Origin of the sequence: Paludisphaera mucosa (genome assembly GCF_029589435.1) — a bacterium.
In the GTDB taxonomy this organism is placed as follows: Bacteria; Planctomycetota; Planctomycetia; order Isosphaerales; family Isosphaeraceae; genus Paludisphaera; species Paludisphaera mucosa.
Map to the genome: position 1 here is coordinate 4,145,892 of NZ_JARRAG010000002.1, position 21,737 is coordinate 4,167,628.

Consider the following 21,737-nt stretch of genomic DNA (forward strand, 5'->3'; position numbering starts at 1 on the left):
CTCAGGAGGCGGCGGCTTCGTCCGCGTCCTTCTTGACCTTGCCGATGTACGGGACGACGACGGCCTTGCCGCCGGCGGCCACGATCTTGGCGGCGGCGGATTCGCTGAACTTGGTGGCGTGGACTTCCAGCGCCTTGGTCAGCTCGCCATCGCCGAGGACCTTGATGCCGTCGTGGGCGTAGCCCTTGACGACGCCCTTGGCCCGCAGCGCGGCCTCGTCGACGACGCCGGCCTGGGCGAAGACGACCTCGAGGTCGCCGATGTTGAGCAGGGCGTAGTGCTTCTTGAAGGCGCCGTTGAAGAACCCGCGCTTGGGGACGCGGCGGGCCAGGCTGATCTGGCCGCCTTCGAACAGCGGGCTGAGCTTGAAGCCCTGGCGCGACGAGTGGCCCTTGTGGCCCTTGCTCGAGGTCTTGCCGTGGCCGGAGCCGACGCCGCGGCCGACGCGCTTCCGCTTCTTGCGGCGCTGGATTCCCTGGGTGACGTCGTGCAGTTGCATCAGAGCTGGACTCCCCGGAGGCGGGCGATCTCTTCTTTGGTGCGGAGCTGGCCCAGGCCCTGGATGGCGGCCTTGACCAGGTTGAGCTTGTTGGTGGAGCCGAAGCTCTTCGTGAGGACGTCGCGAATGCCGGCCGCCTCGACCACGGCGCGGACGGCGCCGCCGGCGATGACGCCGGTTCCGGGGCTGGCGGGCATCAGCAGGACGCTGGCCGCGCCGAACTTGCCGACGACGGCGTGGGGGATGGTGGTCCCCTTGAGCTGGACCCGCTTCATCTGCTTGTGGGCGTCCTTGACGCCCTTCTCGACGGCGGGGGGGACCTCGTTCGCCTTGCCGTAGCCCCAGCTCACCTGTCCGCGGCCGTTGCCGACCACGACGAGCGCGTTGAAGCTGAACCGGCGGCCCCCCTTCACGACGGCGGCGCAGCGGCGGATGGCGACGACGCTCTCCACCCAGTCGCCTCGGTCGCGGTCGCGGTCTCGCTGATCGGTCGACACGTAGGATGCTCCTTCTCTCTGCCAGTATGATGCGGTCCGGCCGGCCTGTCGACCGGGATCGGGCGACGCGACGACGGATTCGGGATTCGGCAACGGGGGGTCGGTCGGGCTCGGGTCAGGTCGTGTGCGGGTCGCGTCGGATTAGAACTGGAGCCCGCCCTCGCGGGCGGCGTCGGCCAGGGCCGCGACGCGGCCGTGGTACTTGTAGCTGCGTCGGTCGAAGCAGATCTTGGCGACGCCGGCCTCCTTGGCGCGCTCGGCGACGACCCGGCCGACGACCGAGGCGGCGGCCTTGTTGCCGCCGTACTTCAGCTCGGCCTTGATGTCGGGGTCGAGGGTGCTCGCCTGGGCCAGGGTCTTGCCCGCCTGGTCGTCGATCACCTGGGCGTAGATGTGCTTCGAGCTGCGGAAGACGGCCAGGCGGGGGCGCTCGGGCGTCCCTTCGAGGCGTTTGCGGACCCGGCGCTGACGGCGCACGCGTCGCGTCTGGACCAGGTGGTGGTGGTTGGCGGTGTCCACGGGAACGATCCTCTCGCTGTCGGCGGCCGGCGGGGCTCGCGTCTGGGGGGACGGGGCCGGCGCCGTCTCGGGCTAGGGTCTTGCGGGTCTCTCGGGGGAACGGGTTTACTTCGAGCCGAACGCCTTGCCCGCCTTGCGGCGGACGGCCTCGCCCTCGTAGCGGATGCCCTTGCCCTTGTAGGGCTCGGGGGGGCGGACCCGGCGGATCTCGGCGGCGAACTGGCCGACGGCCTGCTTGTCGGCGCCGGTCACGGTGATGTGGGTCGCGTCGGGGACGGCCACGCTCACGCCGGCGGGGGCCTCGAGGACGATCTGGTTGGCGTAGCCGACCTGGAGCGCCACCGTGTTCGCCTTCTTGAGCTGCGCCTGGTAGCCGACGCCGACGATCTCGAGCTTCTTGGTGTAGCCCGTCGCCACCCCTTCGACCATGTTGGCGACGAGGCTGCGGGTGAGGCCGTGGAGCGCCCGGCTGAGCCGCTCGTCGTCGCGGCGTACGACCAGGACTTCCTTCTTGGCCTCGTCGAAGGTCACGCCCACCTCGGGGCGGTGGGCGTAGCTGAGCTTGCCCTTGGGCCCCTCGACCTGGATCGTCGAGTCGGCGATCGCGACTTTCACGTTGGCCGGGACGACGACCGGCTTTCGACCGATGCGGGACATGGCTCCGTCTTCCTCGTTCGGGGATGCGTTGGGTGTTTCGAGGCCCGGGGGTCCGGCCGACTCAGTAGATCATGGCCAGCACCTCGCCGCCGACCTTGTCGGTGCGGGCGCGGCGGTCGCTGACGATCCCCCGGGGCGTGCTGAGGATCTGGATGCCCATGCCGCCCAGAACCGGCTTCAGCTCCTTGTAGCCGCGGTAGACCCGCCGGCCGGGCTTGCTGATCCGGTCGATCTTGGTGATCAGCCGCTCGCCGTTGGGGCCGTACTTCATGTGCAGCCGGAGGGTGCGGGCGGGGACGGTCTCGATCTCTTCGAAGTCCCAGATGTAGCCTTCGTCCTTGAGGACCTGGGCGATCCCCTTGCGCATCTTGGACGCGGGCATGTCGAGGGAGGTGCGCTCGATCCGGACGGCGTTGCGGATCCGGGTCAGCATATCGGCGATCGGGTCGGTCATCATGGCGGGGAAGCCTTCCTGAACCGTCGCGGGTAACGCCCCCGGGGGGGCCGCTTCGGGGCGGCCCCGACGGCCGGGGAGCGTCGGCGCGGCGGGCGACTCGGACGGACGCGACAAGAGCGGTTCGGTGTACGGGGTGGTTTCTGTCGATCGGAGCCCGCTGGCGGCTCGCGGCCCGGTCGGACGCCGGTCCGGCCGGGGGGACGCGCTACCAGCTCGCCTTCTTGACGCCCGGGATCAGGCCGCGGCTGGCCAGGTTCCGGAAGCAGATCCGGCAGATGCCGAACTTGCGGTAGTAGGCGCGGGGGCGACCGCAGAGCCGGCACCGGTTGCGGTGCTGGACGGCGAATTTGCGGGGCGTCTCGGATCGGATCTTCTGGGCCTTGGTCGACATGCTCAACCTTCCAGGACCGTAGGGGGGACGCCTCGCGGCGACCGGTCAATTCGCGTCGTGGCTGTTTCGGAGTTCGTTCGGGATTCGGACGTCGGCTTACTTGCCGCCGGTCCGCGCGCCGGGCTGCCGGAAGGGGAGCCCGAAGAGGCGGAGCAGCTCGCGGGCCTGATCGTCGGTCTTGGCGGTGGTGACGATGGTCACGTCCATGCCGTGGGTGTGCTGGATCCGGTCGGCGTCGATCTCGGGGAAGACGACCTGCTCGGCCAGGCCCAGGCTGTAGTTGCCGTGGCCGTCGAAGCTGTTGGGGTTGATGCCGCGGAAGTCGCGGATACGGGGCAGGGCGATGGAGACCAGGCGGTCGAGGAACTCGTACATCCGCGCCCCGCGGAGGGTCACCTTGCAGCCGATGTCGTTCCCCTCGCGGAGCTTGAAGCCCGAGACCGAGGTCTTGGCCTTGGTCAGCGCCGGCCGCTGGCCGGTGATCCGCCCCAGGCTCTCGGCGGCCGACTCCAGGATCGTCTTGTCCTGGGTGGCCCGGCCGACGCCCATGTTGACGACGATCTTGTCGATCTTGGGGATCGCCATCGGGTTGTCGAGGCTGAACTTGGCGGCGACCGCCTGCTTGATCTCGTTCTTGTACAGTTCTTGGAGGCGAGCCATACCCGGGTTCCTTCAATATCGGCGGCGGCGGGGGCGCGGTCTCCGGCCCGGCGGGGTCACGCCCCCGGCGGCCGGCGCGGGGGTCTCAGCGGGGGGCCGCCTTGGCGGCTTCGGCGTGGGCCGGCTTCTTGGGGCCGAGCGTCCCCAGGCCCTGGCCGCACTTCTTGCAGTAGCGCTCCTTGCGGCCCTCGGCGGTGAACCGGGCGCCCTGGCGGACCCCCCGGTTGCACTTCGGGCAGAAGAGCATGACGTTCGAGACGTCGACGGGCATTTCCTTGGAGAGCCGGCCGCCCTGCGGGTTCTTCTGGCTCGGCTTCATGTGCTTGTAGACGCGGTTGACGCCCTGGACGACCACCTTGTTCTTCGAGGGGATCGCGCGCAGCACCTTGGCGATCCGTCGGCTCGAAGGGGTCCCCTTGTCGTCGCCGGCGATGACTTCCACCTGGTCGTCTTTGCGGATGTGCATGGTTCGCTCGCTCTGCGGGGCGGGGCGGGCCCGCCCGGCGTTCGGCCTCGGTCGCTCAGACGACCTCGGCGGCCAGGCTGATGATCTTCATGAACTGGCGGTCGCGGAGCTCGCGGGCGATGGCCCCGAAGATCCGCGTGCCGCGGGGGTTCTTCTCGTTGTCGATCAGGACGACCGCGTTGCGGTCGAACTTGACGTAGCTGCCGTCGGGCCGGCGGGCCTGGTTGCGGGTCCGGACGATGACGCAGCGGACGACGTCGCCCGCCTTCACGTCGCCGCCCGAGGACGCCTTCTTGACGCTGGCGATGATGGTGTCGCCCAGGCCGGCGGCCCGCCGCTTGTAGCGGGAGGCGCTGCCGCCGAGCACCTTGATGCACATCACTTCCTTGGCGCCGGTGTTGTCGGCCACGTCGAGCCGGGTCTGCATCTGGATCATGGGTCGGGAGCCTTTCGGTGGTCGGGGTCGGGGCGGGCGCCGGTCACTCGGCGGCCGCGGGCGGGGCGGCGGCCGCGGCCTCGCCCTCGCCGGCGAGCGCCTGCTGCGCGCCCTTGCGGATGATCCGCACCAGCCGCCACCGCTTGAGCTTCGACAGCGGCCGGGTCTCCATGATCTCGACCAGGTCGCCGACGTGGGACTCGTTGGCCTCGTCGTGGGTGTGGCAGACGGTCCGCCGCTTCATCAGCTTGCCGTACTTGTCGTGGGGCACGAGCCGCTCGACCACGACCCGGCGGGTCTTGTTCATCTTGTCGGACGCGACCACCCCGACCTCCGTCTTGCGGGGGCTGCGGGCGGGCGTCGGCTGGGCTTTCGCGGGGCTGGGCTGGCTCATCGTGCGTGCTTCGATCCTGGGGTTGAGGCCGGGGGGGCGGCCGCGAAGGCGGCCCGGGGCCCCCCGCGCGGGGGGTTCAGGAGGCGGCCCCGGCGGCCTTCTCGCGCTCGATCTCGCGGCCCCGGAGGATCGTCTTGATGCGGGCGATCTCGCGCCGGGCCTTGATGATCTCGCTGGGGGCCTCGAGCCGCTCGGTCTCGCTCTGGAGCCGGAGGCGGAACAGGTTCTTCTGGACGTCCTTCAGCTGCAGCTCGAGCTGCTCGTCGGAATGGTCGCGGAGTTCGGAGGCCTTGCTCATGGGTCCTTTTCGTCCTTCCGGTCGTCTCGGCCCGCGGCGGGCCCCCGGTCTCGTCGGTCTTCGGTCGTCTGGTCGCCCCCCGTCGGTCCCCGCGGCCGTCCGGTCGGTCAGACCGTCGGCCGGCGGGTCACGAAGCGGCAGGTGACGGGCATCTTGTGGGCCACCCGGTTGAACGCGGCGCGGGCGGCGTCCTCGCTGAGGCCCGAGATCTCGTAGAGGATCGTCCCCGGCTTGACCACGGCGGCCCAGAACTCGACCTCGCCCTTGCCCTTGCCCATTCGGGTCTCGGCCGGGATCGCGGTCACGCTCTTGTGGGGGAAGATCCGGATGTAGAGCTTGCCGCCCCCCTTGACCGCCTGGCTGGCGACCACGCGGCCGGCCTCGATCGTCTGGGCGCTGATGCGGCCGGGATCGAGGGTCTGCAGGCCGTACTCGCCGAAGGCGACGTAGTTGCCGCGGGTGGCGTTACCTTTTACGCGGCCTTTTTGGCTTTTTCGATACTTGACCCGCTTGGGCATCAGCGCCATCGGTCGCCTCCATCTTCAAATAGTCGCCCTGGTTGACCCATACCTTGACGCCGATGTGGCCCTGGGCCGTCTTGGCCTCGGCGAAGCCGTAGTCGATGCGGGCCCGCAGCGTGCTCAGGGGCACCGACCCCTTCGCCGCCGCCTCGGTCCGCGACATCTCGGCGCCGCCGAGCCGGCCCGAGAGCTGGACCTTGACCCCCTTGGCCCCGCCGTCCATCGTCTGCTCGAGCGACCGCTTGATCGTCCGCCGGAAGCTCGACCGCTTCTGGAGCTGCTCGGCGATGTCCTCGCTGATCAGCTGGGCGTCGATCTCGGGGCGGCCCACCTCGACGATCTTGATCTCGATCCGCCGGCCGGTGAGGTTCTGCAGCTCCTCCTGGAGCTTCTCGACCTCGGCCCCCTTGCGGCCGATCACCACGCCCGGGCGGGCCGTCGACAGCAGGACCGTCACGGCGTCGCGGGTGCGCTCGATCTCGATCTTGGGGATGCCGGCGAAGCCGTACTTGTTCTTGATGAACTTGCGGATCTTGAAATCTTCGACCAGGAGGTCGGCGAACTCGTGCTTGGAGGCGTACCAGCGGCTGCGCCAGTCCTCCATGATGCCCACGCGGAACCCGGTCGGTCGAACCTTCTGGCCCATCGCTCAGAGTCCCCCGGCTTGTTGGATACGCATCTCTCGTCCTCTTCGTTCGCAGGATCCTCGGCGGTCGTCGGCCGCGGCGGCCGACCGGCCGGGGGGTGGTCCGTCCCGGGTCAGGCCTCGTCGGCCTTGGTGAAGTCCTCGAGCCCGATCGCGATGTGGCTGCTGCGGCGGCGGATCAGGTAGGCCATGCCCCGGGCCCGCGGCATCAGCCGCTTGAACATCGGCCCGCCGTCGCCCCGCGCGTCCACGATCACCAGGTCGCCGGCGTGGCGGACGCCGCGGTCTTCGGCGTTGGCCATGGCGCTCTTGAGCACCGCCTCGACCATCCGGGCCCCGCGGTGGGGCATGTACTTCAAAATGTCCAGGGCGTCGTCGGCGTACTTGCCGCGGACGAGGTCCAGGAGGGGCCGCACCTTCCGCACCGAGATGCGGGCGAAGCGGTGGCTGGCCGTGTATTCGGCGATGGTGGTGCTCATGACCGGGGTCTCGTGTTAGGTCCGCTGGGGGCCGGGCCGGGGTCGGGCCCCGTCCGTCTCGTCTCTCTGGATCGGGCGGCGGCCGGGGCCCGCCGCCGGGGGGTCACTTCCGGGCGCCCTTCGCGGACTTGCCGCCATGGCTCCGGAAGGTCCGCGTCGGCGCGAACTCGCCGAGCTTGTGGCCCACCATGTCCTCGGTGACGTACAGCTTGATGAAGTTCTTGCCGTTGTGGATCGCGAAGTTCTTGCCGATGAACTCGGGCACGATGGTGCAGGACCGGGCCCAGGTCTTGATCGGCTCGCGGCTGCCGGTGACGTCGACCTTGACGGCCTTCTCCAGCAGCCGTTCGACGACGTACGGGCCTTTCTTGAGCGAACGTCCCATGAATGCGGCTTCCCTTGAATGACGATGGACGAGGACCGATGGGGCGGCGGCTCGCCGCCCCGGCGAGGGCTCGGGACTAGACCTTGAGCTGGCCGTAGCGGACGCTCACGCGGCGGCGGATGATCGCCTTGTTCGACGGCTTGCGGCGGCGGCGGGTCTTGCCGCCCTTCGCCAGCACGCCCGTGGGCGACTGCGGCGTGTGGCCCTTGGACCGGCCCTCGCCGCCGCCCATCGGGTGGTCGACCGGGTTCATGGCCATGCCCCGGACGTGGGGCCGGCGGCCCAGCCACCGCGACCGCCCGGCCTTGCCGAGGCGGATGTTCATGTGATCGGAATTGCCCACCACGCCGATCGTCGCCCGGCAGGTCGACGGGATGCGGCGGACCTCGCCCGAGGGCAGGGTGATCTGGGCCCAGTCGCCCTCGCGGGCGGTCAGGGTGGCCGAGACGCCGGCCGACCGGCAGAGCTTGGCCCCGCCGCCGGGCTGCATCTCGATGTTGTGGATCGACTGCCCGGTCGGGATCCGGCTCAGGGGGATGCAGTTGCCGACCTTGGGCTCGGCGTCGGGGCCCGAGTTGACGGTCATCCCGGCCTTGAGGCCCTCGGGGGCGACGATGTATCGCTTCTTGCCGTCGGGGTAGACGATCAGGGCGATCCGGGCCGACCGGTTGGGGTCGTACTCGATGTGCGTGACCTGGGCCGGCTGGCCGTCGCGGTCGTTGCGCCGGAAGTCGATGATCCGGTACATCCGCTTGTGGCCGCCGCCGCGGTGCCGGGCGGTGATGAAGCCCTGGTTGTTGCGCCCGCCGGTCTTCTTGAGCGGCTCGGTGAGCGACTTCTCAGGCTTCTTGTTCTTGTCGGTCAGCTCCGAGAAGTCGCTGACCGACGCGTTGCGGCGGCCCGGACTGGTCGGCTTGTAGTAGCGGATGCCCATCGCTGGATCCCTCTGCGGGCGGCCGGCTGGCGGCCGCGCCCCTTCGCGTCTCGGTGTTCGGTCCCGGGGGGCGGGCCCGGGGCCCGCCGCGTCCCTGATTTCGGTCGGCTCAGGTCAGGTCAATAGAAGTCGATCCGGTAGTCGTCGTGGAGGGCGACGATCGCCTTCTTCCAGCCCCGGGTGCGGCCCTGCTGGAGGCGGACCCGCCGCAGCTTCCCCTTGCGGTTCTGGGTGCGGACGTCGCGGACCTTGACGTTGAACAGGGTCTCGACGGCCGCCTTGATCTCGGTCTTGCCCGCCAGCGGGTTGACCTCGAAGGTGTAGGCGTTGTGCCGCTCCGAGAGGTGGGTCGCCTTCTCGGTGATCAGCGGCCGGACGACCACCTGGTGGGGGTCGAGCGGCGGGCCCTTGCGGGTGTAGGCCGGGGCTCGGCGGAGCGTTACCATGGTCTCAGGCCTCCACGGCGCGGCGCGCCGACTGGGTCTTCACGCGCTCGATCAGGGCCGCCAGCGCCTCGCGGGTGAGGACCAGGTAGCGCTGCTTGAGCACGTCGTAGGTGTTGAACTCGGAGACCGGGGCCACCTGCACGCCGTCGATGTTGCGGGCGCTGCGGTAGAGGACCGGGTCGGCGGCGGCGATCCCCAGCAGGATCGTGCGGCCGTCGAGGGTGCGGCGGGCGGCCTGCGCCTTGGTCTCGCCGACGGCCTCGACGGACTCGGCCTCGGTGAGGTCGGGCCGGGCGATGGCCTTCAGGGCCTTGGCGACGACCCGGGTCTTGGGCTGGTCGAGCTTCAGGCCCTCGAGCACCAGCACCTGGTTGTCCTGGAACTTGGACAGCAGGGCCATCCGCACGGCGGCCCGCACGGCCCGCCGGGGGAGGCTGTAGCGGTAGTCGCGGTTGCGGCGGGCGAAGGCGACGCCGCCGCCCTTCCGCTTGTTGGTGCGCTTCGAGCCGGCGCGGGCGTTGCCGGTCCCCTTCTGGCGGAACAGCTTCTTGCCCGAGCCGGCGACGTCGGCGCGGCCGCGGGTGTTGACGGTCCCGACCCGGCGGGCCGCCAGGTGCATCAGGACGACGTCGTGCAGGAGCTGCTTGTTGACCTCGCCGCCGAACGCGGCCGGGTCGACCTGCTCCTCGCCCACCTTGGCGCCGTCGGCGTTGTATACAGGAATCGTCAGCATGGTGATCGCATCCATCTCCGAGGGTCCGCGAACCCGACTCAGCCCTTGTTGGTCTGACGGACGGTCAGGTAGCCGCCGTTGGGGCCGGGCACGGCGCCGCGGAGCAGCAAGAGGTTGTTGGTCGGGTCGATCCGGACGACTTCCAGGTTCCGCACGGTCACCTGCGTGTTGCCGAACTGGCCCGGCTTGCGGATGCCCTTGCGGGTCCGCGACGGGTCGGCGCTGGGGCCGGAGGAGCCGGGATGGCGGTGCATCCGCTTGACGCCGTGGGTCGCCCGCAGGCCGCGGAACCCGTGACGCTTGATGACGCCCGAGAAGCCCCGGCCCTTGCTGACGCCGGTGACGTCCACGTTCTTGATCTCGCTGAAGACCTCGACGGTCAGCTTGGCCCCGGCCTGGACGTCGACCACGGGGCCCGCCTGGCGGATCTCGCGGACGTATCGCTTGGGCTCGGCGTCGACCTTCTTGGCGTGGCCCCGCTCGGCCTGGGTCGCGTTCTTCCGCTTCTTGTCGTCGAAGCCGAGCTGGACCGCGTGGTAGCCGTCGACGTCGTCGGTGCGGACCTGCAGCACGGTGCAGGGGCCGCACTCCAGAACCGTGATCGGGACGGCGGTGCCGTCCTCTTGGAAGATCTGGGTCATTCCGACCTTCCGTCCCAGCAGTCCCACTCGCATCGTCGAACTCCGTGTACAACCGGTGGCGGCGCTACCGCCGGCCGAGGCCGGGCCCGGGGATCCGGGACGCCCGGCGGGCCTCGCGGCGAGGCGTGTTCCAATCAACCTGGGGTGGGGCGGGCTTCGACGGGGGGATCGCGGCCAGGCTTTTCGGCGATCCCATTCCCGACGCCGGGGCTGTCTCTCGGCCGAGGCCGATTGAGGCGTCCGACGCGTCCGGACGTGCACGTACAGTCGTACGCGGTCCAGGAAGCCATGAATCCGGAGCGTCGACTCTAACAGCCGACGCCGGACGATTCAATCCTCTACCTCGCCTTCGCGGCTCAGGAGCCCGACGGCGAAGCCTTGATCTTGATGTCCACGCCCGCGGGCAGGCTCAGCTTGTTCAAGGCGTCGATGGTCTTGTTCGTCGGCTGGACGATGTCGATCAGGCGCTTGTGCGTCCGGATCTCGAACTGCTCCCGCGACTTCTTGTCGATGTGCGGGCTGCGGAGCACCGTGTAGCGCTCGATCCGCGTCGGCAGGGGGATCGGTCCGTGAACGATGGCCTCGGTCCGCTTGGCCGTGTCGACGATGTCTTTGGCCGATTGATCCAGGATGGTGTGATCGTAGGCTTCCATCCGGATTCGAATCCGCTCGTTGCTGATACCCGCCACCGCAGTCACGTCCTTCCGGCCCGAAACCCGTCCGATCCGAGGTAGGTCCGTCCCACCTTAAGTCGCTCGTCACGCAGGAAAGTAAGAGTGTAACGCGACCCCCCCAGACCGTCAACCGGACTCCTCGCCGTTTTTTCTCGGAATCTTCGATGCAACCCCAACCGCGAGGGGCCGTCCCACGATCCACGCATGGCGTACTTGACCGGATTCGATCCGAAACTTATAAAAGCCGTCTCACGACTGCGGGGCCGTTCGCAGCCGCCGGTGATGGACGCCGGCCCGCCCTCGATCGACCGCCCGAGACCAGGGAGGGTCTTAATGAACTTATCGACGCAACTCGCCTATCGACGACTCCTTCCGGCCCTCTTGCTCGTCTCCGCCTGGACGGCCGAGGCCCGCGCGGTCCCGTACAAGATTGTCGATCTCGGGACGCTGCCGGGTACCTCCAGCAGCGTCGCGACCTCGATCAACAATCAGGGCCAGGTCGTCGGGATCTCCTATAACGACGGCGACGGCGTCTACGCGCCGTTGATCCGGGCGAACGCCAACCCGGGTCGGTTCCTCGGGAACGGCGATGGGGCCAGGTCGTTCCTCTCCGACGGCTCGACGATGACCTCGATCGCGCCCACGGGGGGCCTGGCGACGTCGATCAACGACAGCGGCCAGGTCGTCGGGGGTGCGTACACCTCGATCAACAATTCCGGCCAGTACGTCGGGTCGACGCAGTCGGGCGTGCAGCCGTATTTCGACCAGACGAAGGAGGATCCGCCGGCGGTGAAGATCGACGGCTCGTACGTCGCGCCGTCGAGCGTCTCGGGAGGCGTGTCGACGTCGCTGCCGATCATCCCGTACGCCGTGAACGACTCGGGGACGATCGGGGGGACGGTTTACACGCAAGAAGCCCCCTACGTGCCGTGGAACCGCGAACTCTTCAATGGTTACCGTCCCGTCGTCTACCAGGACGGCCGGACGTCGTACGTCGGCTACACGCCGGGCAACGGCATGGCCGGCTTGGACGCCCGCGTGGTGGGGATCAACGATCGTGGCCAGGTGTTGATCCAGGAGCATTGGTACGGGGCGGGCCTGACCTTCCAGGTCTACGACCTGAAAACCGGAGCGAACAGCAGGCCCGACCCGATGCGCTCGCCCGTCATGAACGTCGCCACGGCCATCAACGACGCCGGACAGGTCGTGGGCAACGGCTTCCTGTCCGACGGCTCGACCATGCAGAAGCTCGTCGACCTGCTGCCGTCGCCCGGCGGCTGGAGCGACCTGAACGCGACGGACATCAATGACGCGGGCGCGATCGTCGGCCAGGGGACGATCGACGGCCAGTTCCACGCCTTCCTGATGACGCCCGAGACGGTCCCCGAGCCGTCGACGGTCCTCATCTGGGCGACGATCGCCGCGCTCGGCGTGGGCCGGCTACGGCTCGCGCGGAAGGGACGCTGAGGTTGCGAACGGCGGGCCGTCCCGCCGTCGTCATCCGCCGCCCGCGACGCCCTGTTTCACGAACGCCGCGACCTCGCGGATCACCTCCCTGGCGATCAGGATCCGGCGGTGGCCGTAGCGTTCGGTGATGCGCAACGTGGCCCCCGGCCAGGCCGAGGCCACCGCGCGGGCCTCCGCCACCGGGATCGCATCGTCCCCCTGGTCGTGGACCACCAGGGCGGGGACGGTCAGGCCGGCCGCGAAGCGGGCGACGTCCAGGTCTGCGAGCGGCTCGCCCACGTCCTGCTCGACCAGGGCCAGGAAGCGTTCGGCGTCGACGCCCTCGATCTGGTGGCGGGCGCACCAGCGCCCCACCATGCCGAGGAGCGACGACGGGCCGCTGATCAGGACTGCACGACTCGCCCGCAGCCCACGCCGGAGGGCCACGGCCGTCGCCGCGGCGCCGAACGAGTGGCCCACGATCCCGGCCAGCGGGCCCAGCTCCGCACCGATCGCGGCGAGCGTCCGGCCGTATTGCAGAACGTTGACGGTCTCGCCCGGCGAATCGCCGTGGGCGGGGGCGTCGACGGCCACGACGCGCAGGCCGGCGTCGGCCAGGGGTGCGAGGAAGGCCCCCCAGTGCGAGCGACGGCTTTCCCAGCCGTGGGCGAGCAGGACGATCGGGCCCTCGCCCCACGAGGTCGCCGCCAGGCCGCATTCGAGATCCAGAGGGGCGCCCCGGCCCAACAACTCATCGTCGCGCGGGGCGCGAGGCGTCGGCCGCGGGGTGAGGAACCGCAGCACCCGGCCTCGCAGCCACGCCTCATGCTCGGCCGGGCTCTGGTTTGGAATCGGGATCTCCATCATTCCCCTCGCATCCGTGCCGAAGACATCGAGCCGGCGGACGGCCCGGCCCGGCGAAGCTCGATTGTATTTACAACGGAATGCGGCTACAAGAGAAGCCCATGAGCGCCGAGCGACCGATCCACGAACTGGCGGACGAGATGGCCTCGGCCTGCCTGGCGGGCCACGCCCGGCTGCTGAGCCGCCTGCTCACGAATCGCTACGAGGCGACGGTCGCGCCGTTGGGGCTGACGATCGCCCGGGTCTTGCTCCTCGGGGCGGTCGCGAAACACGGCAAGGTCACGCCGTCGGTGCTGGCCGAGCAGCTGGGCTTCGACCCGTCGACGCTGAGCCGGAACTTCAAAATGCTCCGCTCGGAAGGGCTCATCGACATGGCCCATGCGTCCGACGGCGGCCACACCGTGGTCTCGTTGACGCCCCAAGGAGAGAGCCTCTTCCGGCAGGCCAACGAGCGCTGGCGGGTCGCCCAGCGCGAGGCCGAGGCCGCCCTGGGATCCCGGCTCAGCGCGAGCGTCCGGGCCGCGGCCCGCAAGCTCCGCGATTGAGGACTTTTTTTGGCGGAAGGCGTGTATCTACATCCGGTTGCCGATACACAAAGCGACGAACGATCGCGTTCGGGGCGAGGTCGGCGGGCTTTCCGAGGGGGGACGATGGAGACGAGGCGGTCGGGATGGCGGCGGGTGGTGATCACGGGGATGGGGACGGTGAATCCGCTGGGATCGAGCGTGGCGGAATCCTGGGCCGGCCTGTGCGCCGGGAGGAGCGGCGTCGGGCCGATCGAGCAATTCGACCCGGGCGCCTTCCCCGTGCGCTTCGCAGGCGAGGTGAAGGGGTTCAGTACGGCGATGCTGCCGAATCCGAAGGCGGCGAAACGGATGGACCGGGTCGCCCAGTTCGCGGTCTGCGCGGCGGCCGAGGCCGTGCGCGACGCCGGGCTGGACCTCGCGGCCGGCGACCCGTTCCGCCGCGGGGTCGTGCTGGGTTGCGGCATCGGCGGGCTGAACGAGTTCGAGGCGGGCCACGGCGCGTACCTGAGGGCGGGGCCGCGGCGGATCAGTCCGTTCGTGATCCCCAAGATGATGCCCAACGCGGCGCCCGCATCGATCGCGATCGAGTTCGGGCTGATGGGCCCGAGCGCCGCGGTGGCCTCGGCCTGCTCGTCGGCCGCCGACGCGGTGGGCGACGCCTACCGCGCGATCCAGCGCGGCGAGGCCGACGTCATGCTCGCCGGCGGAGCGGAGGCCCCGATCACGCCGATGGGCCTGGGCGGTTTCGTCGCCTCGCGCGCCCTCTCGACCCGCAACGACGCCCCTCAGGCCGCAAGCCGACCCTTCGACCGCGACCGCGACGGCTTCGTGCTGGCCGAGGGGGCCGGCGTCGTGGTGCTGGAAGACCTGGAACACGCCCGCCGCCGCGGCGCGCGGATCTACGTCGAACTCCTCGGCTACGCCCGCACGAACGACGCCTACGGGATCGCCGCCCCCCACCCCGACGGCCTCGGCGCGGCCCGCGCGATCCGCCTGGCGATGGACGACGCGGGCCTGAATCCGGCCGACGTCGACTACATCAACGCCCACGCCACCAGCACCGGACTGGGCGACGCGGTCGAGACGAAAGCCCTGAAGCAGGCCCTCGGCGATCGTGCGTACCGCGTCGCGATCAGCAGCACCAAGGGGATGACCGGCCACCTCTGCGGGGCCAGCGGGGCGATCGAGCTGATCGCCGCCACCCTGGCGATCGTCCACGGGGTCGTCCCCCCAACGATCAACCTCGAAAACCCCGATCCCGACTGCGACCTCGACTACGTCCCCAACGTCGCCCGCTCCATGCCCGTCCGCGCCGCGCTTTCGACGAGCTTCGGTTTCGGCGGCCACAACTCGTGCCTGGCGATCGGCTCGCTGGACCGGCCCATCAACTCGGCGAGCCGGGATCCCATTGTTTGAGGATCCGCACGTCGTCGGCCGGGGCCGGCCACAGCACGGCGAGGTAGTGGTCGTCGCCATCGGTCCCAGCCTCTTCGATCGTGTCGAAACCGCCGTGGTGCGAACGGACCCGATACCAGCCCGGCTCGATGGCGAACTCGGCGACCGGGCCGCCGGTGCATTCGTGGACCTGGAGCCGCCCCGTGCGCAGATGCAGGCTCGCCTCGGCGACGTGGTCCCAGGCGTCGAGGTCGCAGGCCGGCTCGGCGTCGTGGATCTCCACCTCGACGGCCACGGTCATGTCCCGCTCCGGCTGGATCACGACGACGTGCGGGCCGGTCTTGATGCGTCGACGCACGTCCTCGTCGGTGTACTCCTCCGGAGCCTCCTGGGTCATGCCCCGATCCCACAGGTAGAACTGGTGATAGTCGGCGAACACCTCGAACGCCTGGCGCTGCAAACGCATGACGGCCTCCGACGGAGCGAGGGGCGGGCCGGAACGGGACGGAATCGCCGAGAATCCGGCGCGGCGTCGTTCCAAATCGGCGATTCGGTCGCATGGTAAGGGATAAGGGATGCTGCGCTTCGCAGGGTCTCCGGCACGACGTCGTCAGCGGGATCCGGGAGTTCGAAAACACTATCGATATGAACGAGCGAAGCCAATTGGATTCGACGTAACCTTAATGAAACATTGACCTTGAGCCAGAAACAGGATTGGCTCGGTTCCGGCAACGAAGCCGATCTCGGCGGGTTCGATTTCAGCCGTCGCCGTCGGGCGCGGCGGCGGGTTCTTCGACGCCGTTGGGCATGGGGAGGCGGCCGTTGCGGATGACGTGGGTGAGCATGGTCCGGGCGCGGTCGGGCCAGGGGGCGGACTGGATGGCCGCGATGGTCTCCTCGATGGGGTAGGCGATCCGCTTCAGCTCGACGCGGCCGTCCTCGATGATCGCATAGGCGGCGCGGGGGTCGCCGTCGCGGGGGAGGCCGACGCTGCCGGGGTTGACGACGAGCTGGTCGCCGACCTTGAGCTTGAACTGCATGTGCGAGTGGCCCACGCAGATGACGTCGGCGTCGACGTTCTCCAGCCGGCGGGCCCAGGCGGCCTCGTCGCGGAGCAGGTACTCGTCGAGCGGGTCGCGGGGCGTGGCGTGGACGAGCAGGAAGCGGAGGTCGCCGAGCGTCACCCGCTGCGTCACGGGGAGCTGCAGCAGGTACTTGCGCTCCTCGGGCCCCAGCGCGTCCCACTGGTCGGGCCGGGTGACGCGCGTCAGGTAGCGGAAGCCGACGTCGCCCGTGACGGGGACCTCCTGGGCGACGCCGTGGTCGTGGTTGCCGCGCACGGCGTAGTCGGCGTTCGCCATCGCCCAGCGGACGCACGGGGAGGGCTCCGGGCCGTAGTCGACCAGGTCCCCCAGGCAGAAGCAGGCGTCGTGGGGTTCGTCGATCGCGGCGAGGGCCGCGCGGTTGGCGTGGACGTCGGAGACGACGAGGATCCTCATCCTATTCCTTAATCTCGATAACCATCATTCGAGCCATTGTTCGTGCCAGAGCTGGAACATCAGGAGCGTCCAGAGCGGCTTGCGGTGGTCGCGGACGCCGGCGCGGTGTTCGGCGACGCGGCGGGCGACCTCCTCGGGCCGGAAGAGGCCCTGGGCCCGCAGGCGGTCGGGGGAGAGGAGTCGGTCGAGCAGGGGGGCGAGCGGCCCGCGCAGCCAGCGGGCGACGGGGATGCCGAAGCCCTTCTTGGGCCGCTTCAGGATCGAGTCCGGCAGCCGGTCGGCGGCGGCCCGCTTGAGCAGCCGCTTGGTCGTCCCCTTGCCGTACTTGTACGACGACGGCAGGCCCCGCACCTCGTCGACCAGGGCCGCGTCCAGGAAGGGGGCGCGGACCTCCAGGCCGCAGGCCATGCTGGCGCGGTCGACCTTTGTCAGGATGTCCTCGGGGAGGTAGGTCTCCTGGTAGAGGGCGAGCGAGCGGTCGAGCGGGTCGCCGGGGGTCTCGGCGGCGATCCGGGCGGCGAGCGCGGCGTGCTCGGCCTCGACGTCGATCGGCGGCCGGACGAGCAGCCGGGCCAGCTCGGGGCCCGAGAACGAGCCCAGCCAGCGCTGGTGGGCGAGGGCGGGGGCCTCGGCCGCGCCGCGGAGGAACTGCTTGAGCTTGAAGTCGAGGCTGAAGTTGCGGTGGTCGACGGGCAGCCGGCCGACGGCGGCCTCGGCCAGCGCGCGGGCGGGGCGGGGGAGGCCGCGGAAGAGCCTGGCGGCGCGTTCGGCCTCGAAGGTCGGGTAGCCGGCGATCAGCTCGTCGGCCCCGTCGCCCCCGAGCGCGACCGTGACGTGCTCGCGGGCGAACCGGCTGAGCAGGTGCGTCGGCAGGACGGAGGCGTCGCCGAACGGCTCGTCGAGCCAGGCCGCGACCTGGGGCAGCAATTCGAGCACCTGCTCGACCGAGAAGGTCCGCTCGTGGTGGTCGGTCCCCAGGAGCTTCGCCACGGCCCGCGCGTGGCCGCTCTCGTCGAAGCTGGGGTCCTCGAAGCCGATCGAGAAGGTGTGGACGCTCGCGGCGGGCTCGACCTCGCAGAGGGCCGCGGCGACGCTCGACGAATCGACCCCGCCGGACAGGAAGACGCCGAGCGGGACGTCCGAGCGGCGGTGGCGGGCCACCGAGTTGCGGAACGAGCCCCAGAACCGCGAGGCGGCCTCCTCGAACGGCGGCGGGCTCGGGTCGCGCGGGTCGCCGGGCCGGGGGAAGAACCGCGAGACCTCGACGCGGCCGTCCTCCCAGGTCAGGACGTGCCCGCGCGGCAGCTTGCGGACGCCTCGCCAGATCGAGTAGGGGGCGGGGACGTACTCGTAGAAGAGGTAGCGCGCCAGGCCGTCGGGGTCGAGCGCGCGGGGGACGTCCGGGTGCTTCAGCAGCGCCTTGGGCTCGGATCCGAACGCCAGGCCGCCGCCGGGCAGCTCGGCGTAGTAGAGCGGCTTCTGGCCCATCCGGTCGCGCGCCAGCACCAGCCTGCGGCGGGGGCCGTCCCAGATCGCCAGGGCGAACATGCCGTTGAGCCGCTCGACGAACGCGTCGCCGACCTCCTCGTAGAGGTGCACGAGCGTCTCGGTGTCGCAATGGGTCCGGTAGCGGTGGCCCTTCGCTTCGAGCGCGGGCCGCAGCTCCAGCTCGTTGTACAGCTCGCCGTTGTAGACGATCCAGACGGAGTCGTCCTCGTTGGCGAGGGGCTGGGCGCCGCCCTCGACGTCGATGATCGAGAGCCGGCGATGCCCCAGGGCCACCGGGCCGGCGACGTGCACGCCGTCTCCGTCGGGCCCGCGATGCGCGAGGGCGGCGGTCATGGCCGCGACCACCGACCGATCCGCGGACGCCTCCCCGCCGTTCACGAACCCGGCGATCCCACACATCGCGTCGCCGATCCTCTCGCCCGTCGAAGCCGCCGCGTCGTCGCTCCCGCCGGTTCAGGGTACCGCAAGCGTTCGGCGTCGCGAAAGCCCTTCATCGCCGAGGCCTCCCCGGCCGGGAAGGCGGAGCGCGGCCGCCGCATGCTGGACTTGAGGCGCAGGGTCGCATACAAAAGGATCGCGACTCCCCTCGGGTCCGAAATGGACCAGCCGGGAGGAGCCGCGGGCCTCCGACACGCCGATGCGGCGGACGCCGTCCCGGGTCTCGGACCTTCGACGCGGGCGACGTCCCGGCGGCGAAACACCTCGATCCCTCTTCCTCGACAAGGAGACGCTCCATGCGATCTTTGACCCCCGTCGCGATCGTCTGCGTGGTCCTGCTCGGCTACCAGGCCGCGCGTTCGCAGCAGCAGCCGGCCGCCGCGCCGGCGCACGACTCCGCGGCGAAGGTCGCCGCCTCGACCTACGAGCACCTCGCCACGGCGATCATCGAGATCGAGGCGACCGAAGACGAGCTGGTCAAGAGCGTCCTGATCGGCTACCAGAGCGCCGCCCAGGGCCACCTCAAGGCCGCCGCCCAAGACGCCGCGGGCCGGGTCGGCCACCTCGAAGCGGCCGCGGCCGAGATCACGAACATCGCCAACGAGGGCGACAAGCAGATCCAGGCCGTCCGCCAGCGGCTGGCCAAGGCCGGCCACACCCACAACACCGACGTCGAGACCAAGACCGACTACATCTGGGTCACGAACCGCGAGAAGAAGGGCCTGCTCGACCTGGCCTCGAAGGTGGGCCGCGCCGGCGCCGGCGCCACGGCCGCCGAGCTGGACGCGCTGGGCGTCGAGCTGGCCAAGGCCGTCGAGGCCGCCATCGCGCCGGAGTGAACGGCGATTCGCGGAGGTCGAAAGACAGGACCTTCCGACGCCTTCCCCACTCGCGGGGGAAGGCAGACCCCGCAGGGGTCGGATGAGGGGGAGGACGCGCCTGGCCCTGTCGGAGTACCCAGACGGCTCGAATGTTACGGCCACGGCTTCCGTGCTCGTCTCCCCCTCATCCGGCCCTTCGGGCCACCTTCCCCCGCGAAGGGGGGAAGGCTATCGAGGTCCGGACCTCGCATCGGCGACGACCGGTCGCGCGTCCCTCGGCCGCCGCGAATCGTCCTTCTCCATAGCGAGGAAGGCCGTCCAGATCCGGGGCCTCCTGCACCGTCCGCCTGAGGATCTCGCCGTGCACCGCCTCCGCTTGCTGCTGATCATCCCCCTGCTCGCGACGTCGGCCTGCGGGGGCCCCGCGCCGTCGGCGCCTCCCGTCGCGAAGGAGGAGAAGCCGACGCCGACGCCCGGCCCGCCGCAGCCGAGGTTCGTGGACGTCGCCGAGGCGGCCGGCCTCAAGACGGTCCTCTACGGCGGCGGGCCCGACAAGGATCACATCCTCGAATCCGTCGGCACCGGCTGCGCGATCGTCGACTACGACGGCGACGGCCGTCTGGACGTCTTCCTCGTGAACGCCTGGGTGCTGGACGAGCAGCCTTCGCAGGTCAAGCTCAAGGGCCGCAACGCCCTCTATCGCAACAAGGGCGAGGGCGCGTTCGAGGACGTCACCGCGAAGGCCGGCGTCGCCGACGAGAGCTGGGGCTGCGGCGTCTCGGCCGCCGACTACGACAACGACGGCCGGGTCGACTTCTACGTCACCAACTTCGGCCCCAACCGGCTCTACCGCAACAAGGGCGACGGCACCTTCGAGCAGGTCGCCGAGAAGGCCGGCGTCGCCGAGGCGGGCTGGGGCGCGGGCTCGGCCTTCTTCGACTCCGACGGTGACGGCGACCTCGACCTGTACGTCGCCAATTACATCGAAGCCACGATGGACGAGGTCCTCGCGGCCCGCCGGACCACCGTCTGGCGCGACATGGTCAAGGTCCTCTCCGGCCCCTTCGGCCTGCGCGGCGGCCGCGACCGGTTCTACCGCAACAACGGCGACGGCGCCTTCACCGACGTCACCGACGCGGTCGGCATGACCGACACGGCCGAGTCGTACGGCCTGGGCGTGCTCGCGTCCGACCTCGACATGGACGGCGACGTCGACGTCTTCGTGGCCAACGACTCCAACCCCAACTTCCTCTACCGCAACAACGGCGACGGCACCTTCACCGAGGTCGGCACCTGGAGCGGCGCCGGCGTCAACGGCGGCGGCGTGGCGCAGGCCGGCATGGGCGTCGACTCGGCCGACTTCGACGGCGACGGCCTGCCGGACATCCTCGTCACCACGTTCGCCCAGGACTCGGCCACGATCTATCGCAACGAGGGCGACCTCGCCTTCCAGGACGTGGCGGTCCCGACCGGGCTCAAGGCGATCACCTACCGGGCCCTGAAGTGGGGCTGCGCCTTCTTCGACTACGACCAGGACGCCGACGTCGACGTCGCGATCGCCAACGGCCACATCTATCCGCAGGTCGACCTCTCGCCCGAGCTGAACGAGACCTACCGCCAGCGGCCGTTCCTGCTCCGCAACGACAAGGGGCGGCTCACCGACGTCTCGAAGGACGCCGGGCCCGGCTTCCAGGTCGCGGCCTCGGCGCGTGGGCTGGCCGTCGGCGACTACGACGACGACGGCGACCTCGACCTCCTGTTCACGGCCATGGACGCGCCCCCCCTGCTGCTCCGCAACGACACGACGGGCGCGGGCCACTGGCTGAAGCTCCGCCTGCTCAACCGTCACGGCAGCCCCGCGATCAACGCCCGCGCGGCCGTCACGGTCGGCGGGAAGACCCAGATCCGCGAGATGCGCAGCGGGTCGTCCCACCAGTCGCAGAACGCCCTCGAACTCCACCTCGGCCTGGGCGCCGCCACGACCGCCGACCGCGTCGAGATCGCCTGGCCCGGCGGCCGGAAGTCGACCCTCGAACACGTCGAGGCCGACCGCACGCTGACCGTCCGCGACGAGTGAGCGCGGAGGACCGCGGCCTCGACCTCAGAACCCGAGGAAGAGGCCCCGATAGACCGCGTAGAGGCAGGCGATCGCGCCGAGGATGATCCACCAGGGCTTCCGGGCCGACGGGGCGTCCTCTCGCGAGATGTAGCTCCCGCACGACGGGCAACGTGGCGAGTCCTCGTGGATCTCCCGCCCGCAATACGGGCAGGGCGCATTCTCATCCTCGTCATCATCCGGCCCGTCGTCCCAATCCTCCTCCTCGTCGTCGTCATCGTCCCAACGCGGCATGGCGAACGGCCCCTCATTTGCGATCTGTGCTCGGACATGGACACCGAACTTAGCCGATCCCGAGCCGGCCTCAAAGAGGAGCAGGATCGGGCCCCGTGGGCGTATCGCCGCACGAAGGGACTGGCCATCCGTCAACCGAGACGTACAATGACCCG

30 protein-coding genes are annotated in these 21,737 nt (G+C 70.2%); 5 read left to right on the forward strand and 25 right to left on the reverse strand.

The features are described 5' to 3' along the window. Position 1: 1 nt before the first annotated feature. From rplO to rpsJ, 20 genes are all read right to left on the reverse strand, one after another. The gene (gene rplO, locus PZE19_RS25835) at positions 2–499 is read right to left on the reverse strand and encodes a 50S ribosomal protein L15 (protein ID WP_277863485.1); all 498 of its coding nucleotides are present in this window, start codon (positions 497–499) and stop codon (positions 2–4) included. Next, positions 499–996: a 30S ribosomal protein S5 gene (gene rpsE, locus PZE19_RS25840; RefSeq protein WP_277863486.1), complete on the reverse strand. Its 498-nt coding sequence runs from the start codon at positions 994–996 to the stop codon at positions 499–501. The genes rplO and rpsE overlap by 1 nt, the downstream gene beginning before the upstream one ends. A 141-nt stretch (positions 997–1,137) precedes the next feature. Further along, entirely contained in the window at positions 1,138–1,491 is a 354-nt protein-coding gene (gene rplR / locus PZE19_RS25845; RefSeq protein WP_303652870.1) for a 50S ribosomal protein L18, read from the reverse strand. A 129-nt stretch (positions 1,492–1,620) separates the two neighbouring features. After that, the gene (gene rplF, locus PZE19_RS25850; protein ID WP_277863488.1) at positions 1,621–2,172 is read right to left on the reverse strand and encodes a 50S ribosomal protein L6; all 552 of its coding nucleotides are present in this window, start codon (positions 2,170–2,172) and stop codon (positions 1,621–1,623) included. A gap of 61 nt (positions 2,173–2,233) precedes the next feature. Beyond that, positions 2,234–2,629, reverse strand: a complete 396-nt coding sequence (gene rpsH, locus PZE19_RS25855) for a 30S ribosomal protein S8 (protein ID WP_277863489.1) — start codon at positions 2,627–2,629, stop codon at positions 2,234–2,236. A gap of 205 nt (positions 2,630–2,834) precedes the next feature. Further along, the gene (locus PZE19_RS25860; protein ID WP_277863490.1) at positions 2,835–3,020 is read right to left on the reverse strand and encodes a type Z 30S ribosomal protein S14; all 186 of its coding nucleotides are present in this window, start codon (positions 3,018–3,020) and stop codon (positions 2,835–2,837) included. Positions 3,021–3,116: 96 nt separating this feature from the next. Then, positions 3,117–3,680: a 50S ribosomal protein L5 gene (gene rplE, locus PZE19_RS25865; RefSeq protein ID WP_277863491.1), complete on the reverse strand. Its 564-nt coding sequence runs from the start codon at positions 3,678–3,680 to the stop codon at positions 3,117–3,119. 85 nt (positions 3,681–3,765) lie between these two features. Next, positions 3,766–4,146: a 50S ribosomal protein L24 gene (rplX, locus tag PZE19_RS25870; protein WP_277863492.1), complete on the reverse strand. Its 381-nt coding sequence runs from the start codon at positions 4,144–4,146 to the stop codon at positions 3,766–3,768. A 55-nt stretch (positions 4,147–4,201) separates the two neighbouring features. Beyond that, entirely contained in the window at positions 4,202–4,582 is a 381-nt protein-coding gene (gene rplN / locus PZE19_RS25875) for a 50S ribosomal protein L14 (protein ID WP_277863493.1), read from the reverse strand. A gap of 43 nt (positions 4,583–4,625) precedes the next feature. Next, positions 4,626–4,976, reverse strand: a complete 351-nt coding sequence (rpsQ, locus tag PZE19_RS25880) for a 30S ribosomal protein S17 (protein ID WP_277863494.1) — start codon at positions 4,974–4,976, stop codon at positions 4,626–4,628. Between the two features lie 76 nt (positions 4,977–5,052). Continuing rightward, complete coding sequence (gene rpmC / locus PZE19_RS25885; protein ID WP_277863495.1) at positions 5,053–5,274, reverse strand: 50S ribosomal protein L29; 222 nt, start codon at positions 5,272–5,274, stop codon at positions 5,053–5,055. 107 nt (positions 5,275–5,381) lie between these two features. Further along, positions 5,382–5,801 carry a 50S ribosomal protein L16 gene (gene rplP, locus PZE19_RS25890; protein ID WP_277863496.1) on the reverse strand — a complete coding sequence of 140 codons (420 nt, stop codon included), beginning with the start codon at positions 5,799–5,801 and terminating at the stop codon, positions 5,382–5,384. Then, entirely contained in the window at positions 5,740–6,441 is a 702-nt protein-coding gene (rpsC, locus tag PZE19_RS25895) for a 30S ribosomal protein S3 (protein ID WP_277863497.1), read from the reverse strand. Before rpsC ends, rplP begins: the two co-directional genes overlap by 62 nt. Before the next feature lie 113 nt (positions 6,442–6,554). Further along, on the reverse strand, positions 6,555–6,920 hold the full coding sequence (rplV, locus tag PZE19_RS25900; RefSeq protein WP_277863498.1) for a 50S ribosomal protein L22: 366 nt from the start codon (positions 6,918–6,920) through the stop codon (positions 6,555–6,557). Positions 6,921–7,023: 103 nt separating this feature from the next. Further along, complete coding sequence (gene rpsS / locus PZE19_RS25905; protein WP_277863499.1) at positions 7,024–7,305, reverse strand: 30S ribosomal protein S19; 282 nt, start codon at positions 7,303–7,305, stop codon at positions 7,024–7,026. Between the two features lie 76 nt (positions 7,306–7,381). Continuing rightward, positions 7,382–8,239 carry a 50S ribosomal protein L2 gene (rplB, locus tag PZE19_RS25910; RefSeq protein ID WP_277863500.1) on the reverse strand — a complete coding sequence of 286 codons (858 nt, stop codon included), beginning with the start codon at positions 8,237–8,239 and terminating at the stop codon, positions 7,382–7,384. A gap of 119 nt (positions 8,240–8,358) precedes the next feature. Further along, on the reverse strand, positions 8,359–8,685 hold the full coding sequence (gene rplW, locus PZE19_RS25915; protein WP_277863501.1) for a 50S ribosomal protein L23: 327 nt from the start codon (positions 8,683–8,685) through the stop codon (positions 8,359–8,361). A gap of 4 nt (positions 8,686–8,689) precedes the next feature. Continuing rightward, positions 8,690–9,433, reverse strand: coding sequence for a 50S ribosomal protein L4 (gene rplD / locus PZE19_RS25920; protein WP_277863502.1), 744 nt, complete (start codon positions 9,431–9,433; stop codon positions 8,690–8,692). 23 nt (positions 9,434–9,456) lie between these two features. Continuing rightward, positions 9,457–10,092 (reverse strand): 50S ribosomal protein L3, encoded by a 636-nt coding sequence (gene rplC, locus PZE19_RS25925; RefSeq protein ID WP_277863503.1) that lies wholly within the window; start codon positions 10,090–10,092, stop codon positions 9,457–9,459. A 323-nt stretch (positions 10,093–10,415) separates the two neighbouring features. Beyond that, complete coding sequence (gene rpsJ / locus PZE19_RS25930; protein ID WP_368411336.1) at positions 10,416–10,748, reverse strand: 30S ribosomal protein S10; 333 nt, start codon at positions 10,746–10,748, stop codon at positions 10,416–10,418. Positions 10,749–11,066: 318 nt separating this feature from the next. On the opposite strand from rpsJ, the gene PZE19_RS25935 reads away from it, so the two are divergent. Continuing rightward, positions 11,067–12,200, forward strand: a complete 1,134-nt coding sequence (locus tag PZE19_RS25935; protein WP_277863504.1) for a hypothetical protein — start codon at positions 11,067–11,069, stop codon at positions 12,198–12,200. Between the two features lie 30 nt (positions 12,201–12,230). Here PZE19_RS25935 and PZE19_RS25940 read toward each other — a convergent pair whose 3' ends face one another. Continuing rightward, positions 12,231–13,046 carry an alpha/beta fold hydrolase gene (locus tag PZE19_RS25940; RefSeq protein ID WP_277863505.1) on the reverse strand — a complete coding sequence of 272 codons (816 nt, stop codon included), beginning with the start codon at positions 13,044–13,046 and terminating at the stop codon, positions 12,231–12,233. 98 nt (positions 13,047–13,144) lie between these two features. Here PZE19_RS25940 and PZE19_RS25945 point away from each other — a divergent pair, with 98 nt between their 5' ends. Together PZE19_RS25945 and fabF are read left to right on the forward strand one after the other, a co-directional pair. Further along, complete coding sequence (locus PZE19_RS25945; protein ID WP_277863506.1) at positions 13,145–13,588, forward strand: MarR family winged helix-turn-helix transcriptional regulator; 444 nt, start codon at positions 13,145–13,147, stop codon at positions 13,586–13,588. A 105-nt stretch (positions 13,589–13,693) separates the two neighbouring features. Then, entirely contained in the window at positions 13,694–14,986 is a 1,293-nt protein-coding gene (fabF, locus tag PZE19_RS25950) for a beta-ketoacyl-ACP synthase II (protein ID WP_277863507.1), read from the forward strand. Here the strand turns inward: fabF and PZE19_RS25955 are convergent. The 3 genes from PZE19_RS25955 to asnB all read right to left on the reverse strand — a co-directional run bounded on the left by PZE19_RS25955 (position 14,955) and on the right by asnB (position 18,372). Beyond that, positions 14,955–15,431 (reverse strand): hypothetical protein, encoded by a 477-nt coding sequence (locus PZE19_RS25955; protein WP_277863508.1) that lies wholly within the window; start codon positions 15,429–15,431, stop codon positions 14,955–14,957. The two genes, fabF and PZE19_RS25955, sit on opposite strands and share 32 nt — an antisense overlap. Before the next feature lie 292 nt (positions 15,432–15,723). Next, a complete protein-coding gene (locus PZE19_RS25960; RefSeq protein WP_277863509.1) occupies positions 15,724–16,464 on the reverse strand; it encodes a metallophosphoesterase family protein in 741 nt (246 codons plus the stop codon). A 24-nt stretch (positions 16,465–16,488) separates the two neighbouring features. After that, positions 16,489–18,372, reverse strand: a complete 1,884-nt coding sequence (gene asnB / locus PZE19_RS25965) for an asparagine synthase (glutamine-hydrolyzing) (protein ID WP_277863510.1) — start codon at positions 18,370–18,372, stop codon at positions 16,489–16,491. A 335-nt stretch (positions 18,373–18,707) separates the two neighbouring features. On the opposite strand from asnB, the gene PZE19_RS25970 reads away from it, so the two are divergent. Continuing rightward, entirely contained in the window at positions 18,708–19,250 is a 543-nt protein-coding gene (locus PZE19_RS25970) for a hypothetical protein (protein WP_277863511.1), read from the forward strand. A 343-nt stretch (positions 19,251–19,593) separates the two neighbouring features. Next, the gene (locus PZE19_RS25975; protein WP_277863512.1) at positions 19,594–21,309 is read left to right on the forward strand and encodes a CRTAC1 family protein; all 1,716 of its coding nucleotides are present in this window, start codon (positions 19,594–19,596) and stop codon (positions 21,307–21,309) included. Between the two features lie 24 nt (positions 21,310–21,333). Here PZE19_RS25975 and PZE19_RS25980 read toward each other — a convergent pair whose 3' ends face one another. Then, a complete protein-coding gene (locus tag PZE19_RS25980) occupies positions 21,334–21,582 on the reverse strand; it encodes a zinc ribbon domain-containing protein (RefSeq protein ID WP_277863513.1) in 249 nt (82 codons plus the stop codon). Between the last annotated feature and the right edge of the window lie 155 nt (positions 21,583–21,737).